19 protein-coding genes and 1 pseudogene are annotated in these 18,134 nt (G+C 33.4%); 13 read left to right on the plus strand and 7 right to left on the minus strand.

All coding sequences use genetic code 11. The features are described 5' to 3' along the window. Positions 1–213: 213 nt before the first annotated feature. From AA089_RS09240 to AA089_RS09260, 5 genes are all read right to left on the minus strand, one after another. On the minus strand, positions 214–1,560 hold the full coding sequence (locus AA089_RS09240; protein WP_046756654.1) for a DUF3526 domain-containing protein: 1,347 nt from the start codon (positions 1,558–1,560) through the stop codon (positions 214–216). Positions 1,561–1,562: 2 nt separating this feature from the next. Further along, entirely contained in the window at positions 1,563–3,008 is a 1,446-nt protein-coding gene (locus tag AA089_RS09245; protein ID WP_046756655.1) for an ABC transporter permease, read from the minus strand. 4 nt (positions 3,009–3,012) lie between these two features. Then, positions 3,013–5,511, minus strand: coding sequence for a TonB-dependent receptor (locus AA089_RS09250; protein ID WP_046756656.1), 2,499 nt, complete (start codon positions 5,509–5,511; stop codon positions 3,013–3,015). A 20-nt stretch (positions 5,512–5,531) separates the two neighbouring features. After that, positions 5,532–6,224, minus strand: coding sequence for an ABC transporter ATP-binding protein (locus AA089_RS09255; RefSeq protein WP_046756657.1), 693 nt, complete (start codon positions 6,222–6,224; stop codon positions 5,532–5,534). A gap of 172 nt (positions 6,225–6,396) precedes the next feature. Next, entirely contained in the window at positions 6,397–6,678 is a 282-nt protein-coding gene (locus tag AA089_RS09260; RefSeq protein WP_162200428.1) for a hypothetical protein, read from the minus strand. Positions 6,679–7,135: 457 nt separating this feature from the next. On the opposite strand from AA089_RS09260, the gene AA089_RS09265 reads away from it, so the two are divergent. The 4 genes from AA089_RS09265 (at position 7,136) to AA089_RS09280 (ending at position 8,633) form a co-directional block, all read left to right on the plus strand. Beyond that, complete coding sequence (locus AA089_RS09265; protein WP_046756659.1) at positions 7,136–7,477, plus strand: hypothetical protein; 342 nt, start codon at positions 7,136–7,138, stop codon at positions 7,475–7,477. Positions 7,478–7,585: 108 nt separating this feature from the next. Continuing rightward, positions 7,586–7,882: a hypothetical protein gene (locus AA089_RS09270; protein WP_046756660.1), complete on the plus strand. Its 297-nt coding sequence runs from the start codon at positions 7,586–7,588 to the stop codon at positions 7,880–7,882. Then, complete coding sequence (locus AA089_RS09275; protein WP_162200429.1) at positions 7,816–8,208, plus strand: tetratricopeptide repeat protein; 393 nt, start codon at positions 7,816–7,818, stop codon at positions 8,206–8,208. Before AA089_RS09270 ends, AA089_RS09275 begins: the two co-directional genes overlap by 67 nt. A 26-nt stretch (positions 8,209–8,234) precedes the next feature. Then, positions 8,235–8,633, plus strand: coding sequence for a LytR/AlgR family response regulator transcription factor (locus tag AA089_RS09280; protein WP_046756662.1), 399 nt, complete (start codon positions 8,235–8,237; stop codon positions 8,631–8,633). Between the two features lie 7 nt (positions 8,634–8,640). Here the strand turns inward: AA089_RS09280 and AA089_RS25805 are convergent, their stop codons facing one another. Further along, entirely contained in the window at positions 8,641–8,796 is a 156-nt protein-coding gene (locus AA089_RS25805; protein WP_162200430.1) for an Lrp/AsnC ligand binding domain-containing protein, read from the minus strand. Between the two features lie 531 nt (positions 8,797–9,327). On the opposite strand from AA089_RS25805, the gene AA089_RS09285 reads away from it, so the two are divergent. Both AA089_RS09285 and AA089_RS09290 read left to right on the plus strand, forming a co-directional pair. Then, positions 9,328–9,984: a hypothetical protein gene (locus AA089_RS09285; protein ID WP_046756663.1), complete on the plus strand. Its 657-nt coding sequence runs from the start codon at positions 9,328–9,330 to the stop codon at positions 9,982–9,984. A gap of 62 nt (positions 9,985–10,046) precedes the next feature. Next, positions 10,047–10,826 carry a hypothetical protein gene (locus AA089_RS09290; protein ID WP_156168958.1) on the plus strand — a complete coding sequence of 260 codons (780 nt, stop codon included), beginning with the start codon at positions 10,047–10,049 and terminating at the stop codon, positions 10,824–10,826. An 88-nt stretch (positions 10,827–10,914) separates the two neighbouring features. Here AA089_RS09290 and AA089_RS09295 read toward each other — a convergent pair whose 3' ends face one another. Continuing rightward, positions 10,915–11,343, minus strand: a complete 429-nt coding sequence (locus AA089_RS09295; protein ID WP_046756665.1) for an Lrp/AsnC family transcriptional regulator — start codon at positions 11,341–11,343, stop codon at positions 10,915–10,917. 130 nt (positions 11,344–11,473) lie between these two features. On the opposite strand from AA089_RS09295, the gene AA089_RS09300 reads away from it, so the two are divergent. The 7 genes and pseudogenes from AA089_RS09300 to AA089_RS09325 all read left to right on the plus strand — a co-directional run bounded on the left by AA089_RS09300 (position 11,474) and on the right by AA089_RS09325 (position 17,953). Next, on the plus strand, positions 11,474–11,884 hold the full coding sequence (locus AA089_RS09300; protein WP_046756666.1) for a VOC family protein: 411 nt from the start codon (positions 11,474–11,476) through the stop codon (positions 11,882–11,884). Positions 11,885–12,012: 128 nt separating this feature from the next. Continuing rightward, positions 12,013–12,228: a hypothetical protein gene (locus tag AA089_RS25165; protein WP_046756667.1), complete on the plus strand. Its 216-nt coding sequence runs from the start codon at positions 12,013–12,015 to the stop codon at positions 12,226–12,228. A 383-nt stretch (positions 12,229–12,611) separates the two neighbouring features. Further along, positions 12,612–13,562: a polysaccharide lyase family 7 protein gene (locus AA089_RS09310; RefSeq protein WP_046756668.1), complete on the plus strand. Its 951-nt coding sequence runs from the start codon at positions 12,612–12,614 to the stop codon at positions 13,560–13,562. Positions 13,563–13,571: 9 nt separating this feature from the next. Then, complete coding sequence (locus AA089_RS23625; protein ID WP_053002290.1) at positions 13,572–15,392, plus strand: T9SS type A sorting domain-containing protein; 1,821 nt, start codon at positions 13,572–13,574, stop codon at positions 15,390–15,392. Positions 15,393–15,500: 108 nt separating this feature from the next. After that, positions 15,501–15,926: pseudogene (locus tag AA089_RS25810) on the plus strand (polysaccharide lyase family 7 protein); the annotation flags it as partial. Between the two features lie 639 nt (positions 15,927–16,565). Continuing rightward, positions 16,566–17,555, plus strand: coding sequence for a polysaccharide lyase family 7 protein (locus AA089_RS25815; protein ID WP_394334127.1), 990 nt, complete (start codon positions 16,566–16,568; stop codon positions 17,553–17,555). Positions 17,556–17,605: 50 nt separating this feature from the next. Then, on the plus strand, positions 17,606–17,953 hold the full coding sequence (locus AA089_RS09325) for a cupin domain-containing protein (RefSeq protein WP_046756670.1): 348 nt from the start codon (positions 17,606–17,608) through the stop codon (positions 17,951–17,953). Positions 17,954–18,134: the final 181 nt, after the last annotated feature.

Genomic DNA, 18,134 nt, shown 5'->3' on the forward strand with positions numbered 1-18,134 from the left:
GCCGGTTCGAACCCGGTCTTTCACCCTTTTATAAAGCCTTCTTAACGGAAGGCTTTTTTTTTGGACTATTGTGAAATTATAGAAAAGATACAGGGAGAGAAGTTTATACTGAGCGCAGACGAAGTAAACCCAGTCTTTTATTTTATAACGTTGCTTACAATATCAATTTTTTCCTTTTATCAAAAACCCACAAATACTACATTTCACACCATCCTAACGAAAGTATTTTAAATTCCTAAAAACTCCCAAACCTACAAGTATCAAAGTTGATAGTAGTAAAGAAAAAATACTTTTCAACATATTAAAATTATTTTGGTGTTCAAAAAATATAGGTTTGTAATTTTTCCAATTGACACTAGAAGCTGGCTGATTTTCAAAAATCTTTGGATAGAGTTGCAAGCGAATGTCTTCATGGAACTTTGTAGTTTCATTCAAAAATGCGACATAGTTTGATAAGTCCGTATTAGCGATCGTGTTCATTGATAATTGGACTTGTAACGGTGGAAAAAACTGAGCTATGCGTGCGCTCAATTCCTGTCTTTTTTGAATTTTTGCAAACATGGCATCTCTTTCTGCTTTCGATTCGTCATCGCCCATTTGCTGCATCGCGTAATACCAAAGCCATGAAAAACCAGTTTCTTTTAATTCATATTTTCGAAATTGTGGATAGTGATTATAGAATTTTTCCATAGTCTCTTTTTTATCCGTATCCCATTTTGTGTGATACGCATCACGTTGTTTAATAGTCATCGCAAAAGCTTCTTCTACAGGATATTTGTTGGATACGTAATTGTTTACTAAAACTGGTAAAAAAACGACCAAAATCAACCAACTAGTCAATAAAGTAATCGCATTCGTATTAGAAGATTTTCGTAAAAGAATGACAAAAAGGCACAAAGCAAACCAAAAAAGTATGTACAAGTAACTAATAATTACAATTTGTAAAAAAGCAATTGAAAAAGGAATGCCCAACACAATTTTTGCTAAGAGTAGTAAGATGCTCAATGCGATGTAAATAAAAACAACTCGAATAGATAGTTTTTTCAATAAAAATTTGAATGGAGAAATACCTTGCGTCGTGATCATTTTCCAAGTTCCTTTTTCTTCTTCTTCCGAAAGAATATTAAAACTCAAAGCAATAATGATTAACGGAAAGAGAAAAATAATAAGAAAACTAATATCTAAATTTCCCACTTGCAATCGCATGGGATTCACTAAGTCGGTATCATACTTTTGTCCTTCTAAATTTAAAATACTCACATTTTGAATATGTGCATTCACATCACTTTGTCCCATAGAAACTCCTGCCAATGGTTCTACAGGATTTACAAAAGAAAATTTTAAATAATACAACAACAATCCGATATCATCTTCGTATAATTTTGTCTGCGTTTCTATATGTTTTTGTTGTTGTTCAGCAGTTTTTGCAATCGTTGCCTGTTTTTGATTTAAAAATTGCTTTCCCATGCTAATACTTAAAACTCCAAGAAACATGAGAATACCAAAAGCCAGCCATACTGTTTTTGATCTAAAGAAATGTTTTATTAATAAAGAATACATGACTAAATAATTTTAAAACGATTCGTGAACTTTGTGATATATACAATAGTAAGTAACAACCAAATAATCAATGCTATGATCGCTATAATTTGATTGGATATAGTATCAACTATCGATACATATTTATATGAAAATGTTGGCGCAGATTTCCAATATGATTTATCAACTACATTAATTTTCCCTTCGCTACTTGTTGCTTTATTACTGATAAATTTCATTTGTAATTCATTCAAGTATTGCGATTGTTGATATCTGTACTTTTCAGTTTGAGCTAAAAAGTTGGTATACGTGTAAAAATCAGTTCCTGCCAAACTCATCGATAGATTCTTTATGGCTAAATACGGATTGATTAGCACTAAATTATCCGTAATACTATTTTGACGTTCGTAGGTTTTAATGAGTTTTTTATGCTGATCGTTGTAAATAAGAGCCGTTTGTTTTTCACCTTTACTCATAATAAAACCACTGTAATTAAAAGGCAAATCTTTTACATCGGTTACATTATTTGCTTTCAATACAGAATCTCTTACCGCATTAAAATAAGGATCATCAGGATTATGACTATCGCCTTGTTTGGTAACTTCTTCCTCAATAACCGCTTTAAATTCAATCTTTGAAAGGTTCGGATATAAAGAATTTCCAACAACTTGTGCCGTTTTCGGAATGATAATAAAAAATAACAACCAACTAGCCAACAAACTCAACAATGCTTTGTTAGAATTTGTGCTTTTTGCAGAAACGATAACCGTAATACAACATAAAATCATGAAGAAAACGATGTAGCCAACACTAATAAATAGTGATCTAATTACGATAGCACTATTCGGAGTATGATTTTCTATAAATGAAACGCTCCACAAAGCAAGCAATGAAGGCAAGAAAAAAAGTGATGAGACAAGAAATAAACCCAATGCTTTGCCCAACAATACTTTGTGTAGTGGTGTACCTTGAATGTACATTATTTTAAGAGTTCCATTTTCTCTTTCAGCGGTAATAGAAGCATAGCCAATAAAGAAAATAATCAATGGTAAAATTAGTTGTAAAAGCATGGCAACATTCAAATCGCCAAAACGTACCAATCCTGTTGATAAACTAGCTTCCGAAAAGTTTGCTGTATTTTGTCGATGTGCTTCTAAAAAAATAGAATTTCCCGTATAACTTTCGATTCCTGAATCAAAAATGCGCAAAGGATGTTGTGCACGAAAGGCAAAAGTGCCAAAATGTGCCATTCGGTGTGGATGTTTATCAGGATTTTCTTCCCAACTTTTTCTAGACGATTCTTGATGATGTTCTACAACATGATGACTTGCTTGATACGCATTCCAACCAGAAATAGTTACATATGCTAAAACAGCCAGAAACAGCGATAACAGTACAAAAAGACCTTTGGTGTAAAAGGTCTTTTTGAAAAACTGTGTTCCAATTAAAATAATAGCATTATTTTTCATTCAATTAAAATTTGTAAGTTGCATTCAGCAGTACGTTTCTTGGTGCGCCAGGTCCTAATCGAGAAGGATTCAAACCACCTAACCAATAAGTTTTGTCAAATAGATTATTTAGCTTCAGCGTCAACTGAATTCCTGTATTATTTGGTCTGTAATATACCGCAGCATCAAACACGGTATATGAAGGTAAAAGCACTCTATCTGTCGCATACGTTGGATTATACCACGTAAATCTTTCGTCTACATATTGTGCTCCAAAACCGATTCCAATGCCTTTTAAAGTTGTATTCATAAAATCATAACGTCCCCAAAAATTTGCATTGTGTTTTGGCGCGCCTCCAATGCGTTCTCCAATAAATTCTTCCACAGCATCTTCTACAATTTCAGCATCTGTAAATCCGTAAGAAGCTGTCAATTGAAAGTTTGAAGATACATAACCAGAAATGTCCATTTCGAAACCGCGGCTTCGTTGCTCACCTCTTGTCGATAAGTTATCCAAATCGTACGTATCTCCTAATAAAATATTCTTCTGAGTAATATTAAAAATAGCAAGATTCGCAAATACTTTTCCATTTAAAAATTCTCCTTTTGCTCCAATTTCTACTAAACTACTTTCCAAAGGATCAAATCTACTTGGAGAAGCAGACCAGAAAAATCCTTCTGCAGTAGGCGATAAGGAAACAGTGTTGGTATGTGGTTGAAATCCTTCCAAATATGTGGCATACACACTAATATCATTTGTAACTTCATACGTCAATCCAATTCTTGGGACAAACGCGCTAGTTTTAAACTCTTGCTCATCAGCTTCGTAATTAAAAATATCTGTAAACCATTCGTATCGCAAGTTTACCAAGGCTGAAAATTTTCCAATCTTAAATTGATTTTGAATATATATTCCACTAGAAGTCGTCAAATTTGCAGGAATTGACAATTCAGCAAGGTTGTAACCTGTTGTATTTCTAGCGCCATTAAAAGGATTTTCTAAGTTAAAATGTGGTACCGCAGGAACAGGCATGGTAACACCATCAACTGTCATTTGTTGAAAATTCCCAGGATTACTCGGATCAAAATTTGCTTGTCCGCCAGCAACAGTTAAGTATCTTCTCGCACGTAAAAATCCTGCTCCAATTTTACGTTCCCAACGCGTGGCATCATACCCAACTAATATTTTATTGGTAATGTTTCCCTTTTCAATATCATAGGTGAAATATGTGCTAAAATTATCTGTTTCCCAATATTGTTGTCTTTCGTCGTAACGCATACGCGCAAGTGTCGGAATTACATTTCCATCAATATCAACGGCTGTTCCGTCAACTCGGTGTTCGGCTAAATCTTCATCCCAAGTTTGTTTCATGTATTGTGCATTAAAACCAAAATTTTCTGCAAACTTTTTACTAAAATTTGCCATAAAAATGAACTCTTTATTTTTATAATGATCGCTTGAAGCACCAACGTTTCTTGTGATTGGCGTACTATTCAAATCAAATTCTCCGTTAATTGAACCGAAAATTGGCTGACCTCTATCCAAATTACCTTCAGAATCGCTGTAAATCATTTCCACATTCAATGAAGTACTTTCGTTTGGAATGTAACTCAGCGAAGGCGAAATTAGAAGTGCATTATTGTTTACAACATCTCTAAAAGAATCTGCTTCTTGAAAAGCGGCATTAAAACGATATAATAATGTTTTTGACTCGTTCAACGGTCCTGTAAAATCTGCTGTAGCTCTAATAGTTCCAAAACTTCCTGTTGATAAAGACACTTCGCTACGTTTTTCTAACAATGGTTTTTTAGTTACCATATTTACAGTTCCTCCTGGATCAGCACTTGAAAACGTTACGGATGATGGTCCTTTAATCACTTCTACACGTTCTAAATGTGACGTTATAGGTTGTAAAAAGTAATATTGCCGCGTACGCATTCCGTTTAACACTTGTCCGTCATCAGCTTGCGTAATTCCACGAATATTGTAATGATTGTACAATCCCGTTACGGAAACATTACTCACTGTTTTTACGGCATCAGGTAATTGAAACGCCAATCGATCAGCGATGAGTTCTTTGGTAACTGTTGCAACTGCTTGTGGTAATTCTTTATTTTGAATGGCCACTTTAGTTGCGGAGAATGAATAATCACTGTTGTAATCATTTCGCTTTCTACCAATAACTTCTACAGATTGCATGGCTTCAAGTGATTCTTTTAACACAAGTGATCCAAGATTTACAGTCTGATTGGCAGGGACTTCAACAGTTTGTGTATAATTATTAAATCCTACATAGGAAATTTTTAAAGTATATGTACCTGCATTTGCAATTGCAACACTAAAATTTCCTTCTGAATCGGAAGTTGTTCCTTTGGGTTTATCCGAATCATTTGTAACAATAATGGTGGCTCCTAAAATAGGAGTATTTTTTTCGTCTAAAACTTTTCCTGTAATTTTAGACTGGGAGAAACTAAATTGTATTGCTAGTAATAAAATAGCAAATACGCCCTTTTGTAAATTCATTTGGTTGGTTATTAAGTTGATTAAATTGTTTTGATGTATAAATCTTGTAGTTCTTGCGCTGAAATTTTAGCGGTTTCGGTAGTATGAACTAGCGTTCCTTCTCGCATGATTCCTATTTTGGAACCAATATTGACAGCATTAAAAATGTCATGAGTTGCCATTAAAATACCAACGCCATTTGCAGATAACTCTTTACAAACTTCCGCAAACTCTACCGAAGCTTTTGGATCTAAACCAGAAGTTGGCTCATCCATAAGAATGTAGGAAGCATTTTTAGCCAAAGCGATCGCAATACCTACTTTTTGACGCATTCCTTTGGAATATGTATGTAGTTTTTTTTGATGCGCATCTTCTTGCAAATTGGCTCGTAGTAAAAATTCTTGGAGCTCTTTTTTTGTGTAGATAAATCCAGCGAGTCGACTAAAAAAGTCTAAATTTTCCAAACCTGATAAATTGCCATACAACTGAACAATTTCAGGAATATACGCAATGAGATTTTTGGTCAGTTTATTATTTTTTGCCGAATGTGTATCTATCAAAGCTTCTCCAGAAGTTGGAGTTAGCAATCCTAAAAAGATATTAATTGTAGTGGTTTTACCAGCTCCATTCTGTCCTAATAGACAAAAAATTTCTCCAGGAGCAACAGTAAAACTCAAATCCTTGATAGCCAATGTATCGTCATAACGCATACATAGCTTGTTTGCTTGTAACATACAAGAGTATTTAAAGTTATAATGTTTGTGAACGTTTTCTTGAAAGCGTTGAAAGAAAACTTGTGAATGCCAAGAAGTTCATAGTAGTACGAAATACAAAAAATAGTGATTAGTGGATACTCAAAATGTATCACTAAGAAATCACAACTTTCAGATTAAACTATTTTGTAAACTATGAAGTATAAGAAGGTGGCGCTCTTGATTTTTTCCTAAGAACAATCGTAGAAAGTAATTGTTTCTCTGTATCAGGAATGAGTTCAGAAACACGAACAGGAGTAATTAACGAATACACCACAGGTTCATGTTGCGTATATTCTAAACTTATATAGGTTTGACAATATAAACAAATTTGAGTAAAGTCAGCATCTTGACTAAAATCTGCAAATTCGGAAGTGAAAGGGTTTTCATCGTATTCATGTTCAAATGAATGCACAAGTGAAACGAGATGATTCATAGTAATGATCATCAAAAAAACAATACTTATTATTTTTTTTATTCCCTTCAGTTTCTCTTATTTAATTTGTCACAAAGTACTAGGTATTTTTATAAAATGCAACTAAGTGGCAATAGTAATTCAAATTAATTTATCTCAATGCTATTAAATTGTATCATAGCATAATTTCTGAGATACTGATTTTAATAGTTTTTCAATATGCGCTGTTTTTATGCTACAGTATTTTGTTTTTCACTGTAATGATCACATAATAATCTCTTTTTAGGAATAATACTGCGCAAATATTTGATTTTTAGTTGTGTATTCAGTGAATATTTCTAAACAATATTAGATATAACTTGCTTAAAACCTACTAACTAAAATAGTTTTATCTTTATAAAAACTTACACGTCAAATGTTTTTACAATCAAATTATTCAATAGCTTATGTATAAAAACTACGCTTTATTTTACTTTTTATGTCGATTCCGTTATTTCTTTTCGGGCAACAAAAATATGGTGCTGATGTAGACATTCTTATCGCCAAAGCTGATAGTTTGTATTATGCTCAAAATGATGAAGCTGCTGAACAGTATTTCATGAAAGCTGAAAAATTATTAGAACAGCAATATATGCAAGCTACACATAAGAATGATACGAAAGAACTCGTGAAGGTTGGATTCTTATATGCAGATTACATAAGGAGATATAGAAAGAAGCCAAAAGAAACCATCAACGTAGCAAAGACAATTTTAGAAGTTGCTACCAATGCAAAAGATACAACGGCAATAGCTGAAAGTTACTATATCATTGGCGCTTAATATCATCAACTAGATCAAATAGCAAACGCTTATGAGAATTTTAATAACGGACTTATTTTATTAGATACAGAAAAATATCCGTACAAAGCGTGGAAGTTTTATCGGTTTATGGCAGATGTTTTAAAAGGTACTGATAAGCAAAAAGCCATTCAAAACTTGCGATTGGCAATTCAAAATTTTTCCGATAAAAACACAAATTTGGACAAAGGTGAAATTTATCAAACCTACATGAATTTATTACCCGCTGCACAATTAGATAGTATTGAACATTATGCCGCATTATACAAAAAATACATACCAGAAAGTGAAAGCTACGAATCTATTATTTTCATAACGATTTGGCATACAGATACATTGAGAATGGATTGTACAAAAAAGCAAAAACGCTGTTATCAGAAAATTTAAGTTGGTGTAATTTCAATGAAACTTTCCAAATTTGCCCTGAACCCATTACAATTCACACCTTGGGCGTTATCGACAAAGAATTGGGAGATTATGATGACGCTATTCGAAAATTTGAATTCTCTCTGAGCGAATTCACATTTTTTAAAGACTATCAATCACTTATTGAAGTTTCTGAAGATTTATCTGAAACGTATGAAAAAAAAGGAGATTTTCAAAAAAGCTTAGCGATATTGAAGCCTATTCAAGCATTTAGAGACAGTTTGGAGTTTGTAAATCTTAAGAAAGAAATAGAAAAAATAGAAACTCGAATCATTCACAACAATTAATAGAAGTTGTAGATAAAGTAAAAAAGATGACCATTGATGCTATTCCGAAACAATCCGTTTTACAGGAATTTACCAAACTCTATGAAAAAATGGTCGAATCGCCTACAATTTCTATTGCAGACGGTAAAGAAATTCATGTACTCAAAATTGAAGATATTGTCTATTGTACTGGCGGCGGAAACTACTCTACAGTAATGTTAAAAGACAAAAGAGAAATTGTAACCTCTAAGAAAATGATGTACTTTGAAGAGCAACTAACAAAGCACGATTTCTTACGAATTCACAAATCGCATTTGATCAACTTTGCGCATATCAACTCAGTTTCCAAAGTTGACGGACTTTCCATTTCGATGTCAAACGGTGTATTACTTCCCGTTTCTCGAAACCGAAAGCAAGAACTTATGGATAGAATCAATTTAATATAAAGTTATATTATATATGATATTCTGTTATGTCGGATAATATCAATTTCAAATGCACATTCTGTTCGCCTGTAATGGGATAAGCGCGTTCTATCTCAGGAATCTGAGGAATTACATCAAAAAACCTGGTTAGCTTTCCATGAAATATATTTATTAAAATAATCACTTCTATATCGTTTCCTAAAAGTTATTGATGTAGCGCTGTACTATACATTTATATAATTTTCACATCTTCTATTTCAATATTCGGGATTTTATCGCAAAAGGCGATAAACTCACAAATCTGCCAATTTTTACAACTGAAATACCAAAATCTTCTTTCGATTTGACCAAGATTATTGCGAAAATGTCGTTTTCCGTTGAATCGTGGTTAAAATTTAAAATTATAAAATGAATCAATTGAAATAAATATTTTTTTTCAATTTATCCACTTTATGTTTTTGTCTATTTGTATGAAATTTGCTTCAACATTTAATCTAAGAAATATCAAATCTAACACATATAGTATGATATCGATTGTATGATATCAATTATTATTTATGATTCGCAAAGATTAAAATGTACAGATTACTGTTCACTATTTATATGCAAAAAGCTACGTAGCCATATCAATTTTACATCAGTAATCACCCTATAAAAATGACGGAATCCGAAAAGTCTAAAATAGAGTAGGAACGAAATATTAAAACTAAAAATTTTGAAAAATATCAATTTAAAAGTAATCACTTTAGCATTAATCACAGCATTTTTCTGGTCTTGTGAAAAAGATACAGAGAACTTCTACGAAGAAGAAGCAATTACAGAAATGGAAGATACTGGATATATTAGCACCAAAGCAGATCCTGACATGACGTATTATTTGCATGGAAAACAAATCGTAGATACAAATCAGATAGAAAATTTATTGAAAACTGCCAAGCACATGGAAATAAAAGAAAATAACTTAACTTTTTATCCTACAAAAGAAGAGCAAAAATCTAGACTTGAAACAAACGCTAAAACTAATAGCCCAGCAGTAGTCAGGAGAAATACATATCTATTTCATTATGGGATGCATAATAACCAACCATTTCACCACATGACAAATAGCAGTAATCATAATTACAGATATGGCGCTTGGATACATCATAAGTCAAATAGAAGATTCTATGCTCCGTTATGGCAAAAAATCACACGTGGTTTAAGTATAATAAATCACAATCCACGTTATTCATATCCAGATTATAGATCAAGATTTACTTTCTTTTCACAAAATGGCCATCGTGGAAGCTCAGTGACAATTGAAGTACGTGCTAACAGTTACCGTAGAAATATACATATGCCTTGGCACATTGGATCTCACCGAAATTACTAAAATAAAATTAAACTTAAATAAAATCTAAATTTTAAAATAAATAAACTTTAAAAATAAATATTATGAAAACTATAAAATCATTATTCCTAATTTTTTGTATGCTTATTAACATTGGAAGCCCAATATATTCTGCAACACCAAACTTTGACCTAACACAAGCTATTGACGCGGATAGTATAGAAATTATGGCACAAGAGCTGGCAAGTAATGAAAGTTTCCAAGATTTAACATCGGTAATGTTCGATGTATCTCTAACGTTTTCTCTTCCTCAATTTGATAATGAGTCATTAGGAAGCAAAGAACAACGATTAGCCGAATTAAAATTGATTAGCGAAAATAGCAAAAACTCAAAAAAAGAAGATAACAAAAGAATCGCTGAATTAATTGGATATGATGACTTAGGCGTATACTTAGAATTGAAAGGAATCGCAGATACAGCAGCCAAAAAACTATCCAAAGCAAAATTCTTAACCTTACCAGAAGGACCACAACAACAAGTTGTAAAACGTGCCATAGAAATTGCAGGTAATGAAAACTATTTTGATAATTCAAATGAAAAAGTTGCAAGAGCAAAAAAACTTACGTGTAGACAATGTTATAAAGACTATGCAAAGTGTGGATTATCAGTTTGGTATGAAGTATTTTTCGTAGTATGTGTTGCAGCAGGAGCTGCGGCAGGAACTTTCGTAACTGTTGTCACTTTGGGACAGGCTGCTGCAGCATTTGTATATGCAATTATAGCGATTAGTACATTTTGTGCAGGAGAAGTAGGTATTATATCTTTAAATACTGGGTGTAGAACAGCGTACGAACATTGCTTAACTGATTGTGACAACAATTAGAAATTAGAAAGGATACACACTAAAAAATCGTCAATAACTACATTGACGATTTTTTAGTGTTAAAAATAGATTACGAGTTTATAATATTTTATTTGCGATCATACTCCAGAACATCAGAAAGTATCAGCATCGTTTTTGTATCTCCATACGGCATAATCCGATCTATTATTCTTTGCAGATGAATCTGATCTTTTAAAATCAATTTCAAATGTACATTTTGTTCTCCAGTAATTCGATACGCACGTTCTATTTCGGGAATCTGCGGAATTACATCAAAAAACGTGACTAACTTTCCATGAAATACATTAACCAAAATGATGACTTCCATATCGTTTCCTAAAAGCTTCTGATTTAGCTCTACACTGTATTTTCTTATAATTCCAGTGTCTTCCATTTTTAACACGCGGTCTCTCACAGCAGAAGGCGACAAACTTACAAGTCTGCCAATTTCTGCAAAAGATAACCTAGAATCTTCTTTTAATTCATTTAAAATTGCCTTGTCAATATCGTCTACCATTGAATCGTGTTTATATTAAAATCTAATAAGATGATTCAATTGAAATGAATATGCCTTTACAATTGATATCACTTTTTCTTTTTACGTATTTGTCTGAAATTTATAGAACATTTAATCTAAAAAATATCAAATGAATACATTCCATTTAGCCATAAAGGTAAAAAATATTGAAAGCACATACCAATTTTATCATAAAATATTAGGCTGTAAAAAGGGGAGAAGTACTGAAAGATGGATAGACTTTGACTTCTTTGGGCATCAACTATCTGCGCACGTTTCACAGGCAATTCCTCCACTAGATTATTGTGGTTTGGTAGATGAGGTTGCTGTCCCCATTCCACATTTTGGCTGTATTCTTTCTGGAGAAGAATTTGAACAAGTAGCAGCAAATCTTACCGCAAATAATATTGAATTCATTGTAAAACCTCAAATTCGATTTTCAGGAAAAGCTAGTGAACAAAAAACGATGTTCGTGACTGATTTTAGTGATAATGCCTTGGAATTCAAGATGTTTAAGAATCCTGAGTACATTTTCTCGTAATTTTAAATCTAAGAATATAAATTATGAAATTAATTCTTATAGTAATAGCTTAACAGTATATTTCTTTTTGAAAATCATTAAAAGCTAAAAATATACATATTAAAAAATAATTTTAAAACGTATAAACTATGAAAAATTTGAACCCAGTATTCTGTTTAGGACTACTCATTTTACTATTTAATTGTATTACTTCGTGTGAAAAAGAAGAACTAGTTAATCCTAAAGAAACCAGCAAAGAATACTTTACAGAATTAAAAACAAATTCTATAACTACTAAACCATCAACAAATGATTCAATTAGAAGACGCTTTAGAGGTCCTGGATCTACATCTCTTCCTCATTGATTATATATTAATTAATTGAAAAATTGGTTTTTAAATGTTTCAGATAGTGAGAATATCAACTACAGTGAATAGATATTATTAATTTAAAAAACCGTCAAACTAAGTTTTGACGGTTTTTTTATGGAACTTAGCCATGTATTACTATAAGTTTTTGGTCTATAAAAGTTTATCCAAAAAACACGAAGGCCAAATGCACTAAGTCTAACTTCCTATTTTTTTAGATGAATCTATTTTACAAAAAAAGCAAACTCCTACAAGTGCTTTCAAAATGGACTTCAAAAAGAAATTCATTCTTCCTTCTAAAGAAAAAATACAAATATAATTTGTACAATTCATAAATATCTATATATTTGGTAAACCAATCTGGTAAACCAATTTAATAAATGTACATTAAAAAACAATCGCAGCGCTTTATACACAAGGGTATATTCTTTTTAATAACCTTTACATTTGTATTAAGTTGTTCTAATAATGATGATTTAGAACCACCAACTACCACGACGACGATTCCTACGACACCTACAAACCCTACAAATCCAACACCGCCAACTGTAAACTATGCAGATATAAACTTTTCCAATTGGAAAGTTACATTGCCTGTAGATGAAGATAACAATGGAAAACCAGACGAATACCAACCTAACGAATTGGTAAATTTGGGCTACCAAACACTTCCGTCTGTACAACCATTTATGTATGACGATACAGATGACGAATCACTCGTTTTCTACACATATCCAGAAAGTTCTACCACCAATAGTTCCTATTCACGTACCGAACTGCGAGAATTGATCAATCCTTCAAACTCTAGAGAAAATTGGACCTTACTTGAAGGAGGAATCATGAAAGGACGCTTAAAAGTTGATGATATTTCAGAAGACCCAAATTCAAGTAACACATATCATAGAACTATTGTCATGCAAATTCATGGAATCATTTCTGAAGAAGATATGAATACGTTCAACTTTTCTTCAAACAATGGACCACCATTACTAAAAATCTACTGGATAGATGGCTACATTTGGTCATACAAAAAATCACTCATCGATGAAACAACTACGGGTAATGACTTGCTAGATACTTCCAATTCAACTTGGACAGACGAAAAGCAAAATCTTGGATATGTTGGCTTTGATGTGTTCGATTTTGAAATTATTGCTTCCGATGCACGATTAAGTGTGCAACTCAACAATGAAACACCTTATATATATGAGGATGTAAGCTTGGATAAATGGCCTTTTGAAAACTATTTCAAAGCAGGAAACTACTTGAATACCACAGATGCAACTGCATTTTCTTATATAAAATATTACAATCTATATCTAACGCATTAAAATAATCATATGAAAACAAAATTACTTTTAATAGCAATACTTTTTGCAAGTTTTGCATATTCACAAACGACACTTACTTTAGGGCAAGGAACATCTTCTTCGGCAACCAGAGGACCTTTTCAACGTTCAGATAGCGGTTCAAGTTCAGTATATTCTCGGGCTAGTTTATTGTACACAGCAACGGAATTAGCATCCATGTCGCCTTCTGCTACGATATCTCAAATTAACTTTGACTTAGGATCTTCAAACATTATTACAGCTTCTGGCGATGCTACGATGACTATTTATATGAAAAATTCAAGTGCTACAGAAGTCATAGCTAGTGGTGGAAATTGGTCAGATGTTATAAACGGAGCAACTATTGTTGGAACCTACACATTTAACACCACAAATAACTTTCCTGGTGCCTCAGGATATGTAAGTTTTGTTTTATCAACACCTTTTAGCTACACAGGCGATGCTTTAGAAATTGCTGTAGATTGGGACTGTTCTACGTTAGTTCCTGCGGATCCAGCGCAACCAAATGCATTACTTTCTGGGAATGGTTCACTAAACTGGCGCTGGGACAATACAACACATCAATCTCTGAATTACAGGGCAGGTTCTTCATCGGCACCAACAACATTAACAAGTAGAAAAGCACAACGTGTAAACACACAAATTGTATACAGTGGTGCAACTACACCAGCAACATCAGGCCAAGTTATTGGAGAATTTCCTATTATGGATGGCGGTATGGAAAGTCAAACTGCAGGGAATATGAGTTCTGCAGGTAGCGGTCAATCTGGTACAGCTCAAACCGTATGGACAGTTTCTTCAACTGGGAATTCAGCAGTTAGAGATATTACAAATAATGCAGCATTAGCAAGATCAGGAGATGTTTCAGCGGCATTTCAAATTGCATCAGGGAGCAGTAACTTACGATTGCAAAGTCCTTCAACAGTTGCGCCAAATCAATTACAAATCAACACAGAATACACAGTTCAGTTCTTTTATAGCGCAAGCGCTGATCCTGGAAATGATTTAGATCCTGGAATTTATTTAAACAATACATCAGGAAGTAACACGACTAACAAAACAGATGCAACTCCTTTTGTTGCAAATACATGGACTAAAACCTACGGTACCGTAACAACAGGTGGCGCTATTAATGCTTCACATTGGGCTGTTGCCAGAATGAGTGGAAGCAATGTAACAGCCGTTAGAGTAGATGATTTTGTTGTGTACTCAGGTCCATATGATGATACTGCTCCAAACGATCCAACAGTTGGTACGTATGTAAACAATGCTGGTATTGCTACAATTGGTTGGACAGCGCCTTCTGGTGGAGTTGACAGTGGTGGTTATGTAGTTGTTAAATATACAACAGCACCAAATGCAGATAACGATCCAAGTCAAAATGGGATTTATCAATTTGGAAACACAATTACTAACGGAACAGGAAATCTTGCCGGAACTGTAGCTTATATTGGTACAGATACAAGTTTTACAGATATATATGCAACAGGTAATTTCTATAAAATATATGCGGTAGATAAAGCGTTCAACTATTCAAATGAAATAGAAGTATCAGATGCAACACTAGACGTAGAGGAAAATTCAGTTTTTGATTTTAAACTATATCCAAATCCAGTTCATGACATATTAACTATAGAAACGAATTCCGTGCATTCAGTTTCAGTAGGTATTTACAATATGTTAGGTGAAAAAGTATTAACTGTTGATAAAGTACAGAAAGGCATTGATATTTCTAATCTTAAAAATGGAATGTACATAGTTAACATCAATTCAAATTCAAAAAGCACAACGAAAAAAATAATCAAACAGTAATTTTTGAACAACAAAGGTATTTATTTTATAAAAATACTTGCTGAATTGTTGCATCAATCAGTTTCAAATCTGAAATCGAATACAGTCATTAAAAATAGATAATACACTATGAAATTAAACAAATCCAAATCAGTTTTTACCTTTTGTACGGTATTGATTGGTATCATTTTACTATTCAATTCTTGTGAAGAAAAGAAAAAATCAAACGCTGATCAAAAAAATAAAGATGTGGCAGAAAGTGTTACTGCACAAGATGTCATTCCATTTTTTCAGCATTGGAATTTAATTTTAGGTAATGGTTCTAATGTGGGTAAAGCAACGGATTATGAGAATAAAAATTTCTTTTACACAACAAATGACGACAAAGAAAGCTGGGTTGTATTTAAATCTCCCAATGCAGGAAACACCCATGGTACATCTAACAATACAAGAACTGAATTAGCACAACTAAAAAAGTGGTCGCCTATGACAGATGCTACCATGGATGCTACACTTAAAGTAATGAATGTTGCCACAACTGGTGATGCTAGTGTTGCGGCAACGTACTCAGTTGTTGTTGGTCAAATTCATAGTGCTGACGGACATGAAAATGAGCCGCTAAAAATATTCTACAAAAAATTCCCTGGACATACGAAAGGTTCTGTATTTTGGAATTATGAAATCAATACCGCTGGTGATGACAATTCAAAACGATGGGATTATTCCTATCCAATTTGGGGATATGACTTTTCTGTGGTTGGAAGTGATGCAAATACGTATCCTCCAGAACCAGCAGATGGAATTGCGCTAGGCGAAGAGTTTAGTTACAATGTAAAAATAGAAGATGGTATCATGTATCTAACGTTTACAAGTAAAGGACATGAAACCAAAACATTTACTAAAAATTTGATTCGTTCTGAATATGTAAATCGTTCCGATATACCAGCGCAAGTACAAAAACTATTTGTACCAATAGGCCAAGATGGTGTTGAACGAAAAAATGCATACACGGAAGAAGGACTCTTTTTCAAATTGGGTTGTTACAACCAAACAAACGGAAAAGATCCGAAAGTCAACAAAGTTTGGTGTTCGGGAGCTGAAACCCATGGTGGAGACATTCAAAAACAATATGCAGATGGAAACTACGCTGAGGTTTGGTTTAAAACTGCAAACATAACCATCAGTGATGATGCCATTTCCAATGCAGGATACTTTGAGGCAAATGATGGATTAAGTGGAAAAGTAGTCTATCCAAGTGAGGTAATTCCTTTTATGGACAAATTCAAAATATTAATGGGAGATGGTACAAACAAAGACGATCTCATCAATTTTGAAGATAAAAACTTTTTCTACACCGTAATAGATGGCACAAGACGTTGGGTAGTTTACAAAACTCCAAACTCTGGAGTGACTTCAAAAAACTCTAGCAATACACGAACGGAACTACACGAAAAAAGAGATTGGACACCAGAAGAAGGTGGAAAACTAACAGGAACGTGTAAAGTAATGCAAGTTTCAGATTCTGGAGATGCGCGAGTTGCCGCTTCGTACTCTGTTGTTGTAGGACAAATTCATAGTGGCGAAGGACACGAAAATGAGCCGCTAAAAATATTCTACAAAAAATTCCCAGGACAAACCAAAGGTTCCGTATTTTGGAACTATGAAATCAATACCGCTGGGAACGATAATTCTGGACGATGGGATTTTTCAACGGCCGTTTGGGGACATGACATGTCTGTAATTGGAACAAGTAAAAACGACTTTCCAGCTGAACCTAAAGATGGAATCGAATTAGGCGAAGAATTTAGTTATGAAGTAAATGTATACAAAGGAATTATGTACCTAACGTTTACAAGTAAAGGACATGAAACCAGAACATTTACTAAAAATTTGATCTCCTCAGAATATGTGCAAAAATCAGCTATTCCAGCACAAGTACAAAAACTCTTTGTACCAATCGGACAAGACGGAACAGAACGCGCTATTGCCTATAGTGGCGAGCTAAACTATTTCAAACAAGGAGCATACAATCAAACCAATGGAAAAAGTCCTGAAAAAAATATGGTTTGGTGCGCAGGTGCAGAAACCTATGGCGGTGACATTGCAAAACAATATGAAAATGGCTGTTACACAGAAGTTTGGTTCAGAGAAGCAACCATAGGAGCAGGAACGCCACCACAATAAATCAACAAGAAAATAATAACCATATTTTGGAATCAATTAAAAATAATACAATGAAAACATTTGGAGCAAGTAACGAGTTCATATTTGGCGACGACCTAGAATGGGAAACAGTTGGAGAAGGCTTAAAACGAAAAATTATGGGCTATGATGATAAAATCATGCTAGTAAAAGTACATTTTGAAGTTGGCGCTGTCGGGATCATGCACAAACACTACCATTCACAAGTAACATACGTAGAAAGTGGCGCGTTTGATGTTACCATTGACGGAGAAACAAAAAGACTTATTGGTGGCGACTCTTTCTACATTCCGCCACATATTATGCATGGTGCTATATGCCGTGAAAGTGGCGTACTTATAGACGTTTTCAGTCCTATACGTGAAGACTTCATGGAATAATATAAATTAATTTTTATTTAACAAAAATTTAATATATATTTGGTAAACCAATCTGGTTAACCAGATTGTGAATCGCAAAAAAAAAGGATAGGTGCACGCCCATCCTTTTGAGTAATTACTTCTTTGGAGGGAAGTAAATCTATACATAATTACTTATCGTAACATGCATACTGCTAAATTA

Source organism: Kordia jejudonensis (genome assembly GCF_001005315.1).
Taxonomy (GTDB): domain Bacteria; phylum Bacteroidota; class Bacteroidia; order Flavobacteriales; family Flavobacteriaceae; genus Kordia; species Kordia jejudonensis.

Coding starts and splice junctions, on each gene's coding strand:
- AA089_RS09255 (WP_046756657.1), bottom strand. CDS start 6,224: ATGTTACAAGCAAACAAGCTATGTATGCGTTATGACGATACATTGGCT.
- AA089_RS09310 (WP_046756668.1), top strand. CDS start 12,612: ATGTACATTAAAAAACAATCGCAGCGCTTTATACACAAGGGTATATTC.
- AA089_RS09280 (WP_046756662.1), top strand. CDS start 8,235: ATGACCATTGATGCTATTCCGAAACAATCCGTTTTACAGGAATTTACC.
- AA089_RS09250 (WP_046756656.1), bottom strand. CDS start 5,511: ATGAATTTACAAAAGGGCGTATTTGCTATTTTATTACTAGCAATACAA.
- AA089_RS25165 (WP_046756667.1), top strand. CDS start 12,013: ATGAAAAATTTGAACCCAGTATTCTGTTTAGGACTACTCATTTTACTA.
- AA089_RS09240 (WP_046756654.1), bottom strand. CDS start 1,560: ATGTATTCTTTATTAATAAAACATTTCTTTAGATCAAAAACAGTATGG.
- AA089_RS09300 (WP_046756666.1), top strand. CDS start 11,474: ATGAATACATTCCATTTAGCCATAAAGGTAAAAAATATTGAAAGCACA.
- AA089_RS09245 (WP_046756655.1), bottom strand. CDS start 3,008: ATGAAAAATAATGCTATTATTTTAATTGGAACACAGTTTTTCAAAAAG.
- AA089_RS09295 (WP_046756665.1), bottom strand. CDS start 11,343: ATGGTAGACGATATTGACAAGGCAATTTTAAATGAATTAAAAGAAGAT.
- AA089_RS09290 (WP_156168958.1), top strand. CDS start 10,047: ATGAAAACTATAAAATCATTATTCCTAATTTTTTGTATGCTTATTAAC.
- AA089_RS09325 (WP_046756670.1), top strand. CDS start 17,606: ATGAAAACATTTGGAGCAAGTAACGAGTTCATATTTGGCGACGACCTA.
- AA089_RS23625 (WP_053002290.1), top strand. CDS start 13,572: ATGAAAACAAAATTACTTTTAATAGCAATACTTTTTGCAAGTTTTGCA.
- AA089_RS09260 (WP_162200428.1), bottom strand. CDS start 6,678: ATGAATCATCTCGTTTCACTTGTGCATTCATTTGAACATGAATACGAT.
- AA089_RS09265 (WP_046756659.1), top strand. CDS start 7,136: ATGTCGATTCCGTTATTTCTTTTCGGGCAACAAAAATATGGTGCTGAT.
- AA089_RS09270 (WP_046756660.1), top strand. CDS start 7,586: ATGGCAGATGTTTTAAAAGGTACTGATAAGCAAAAAGCCATTCAAAAC.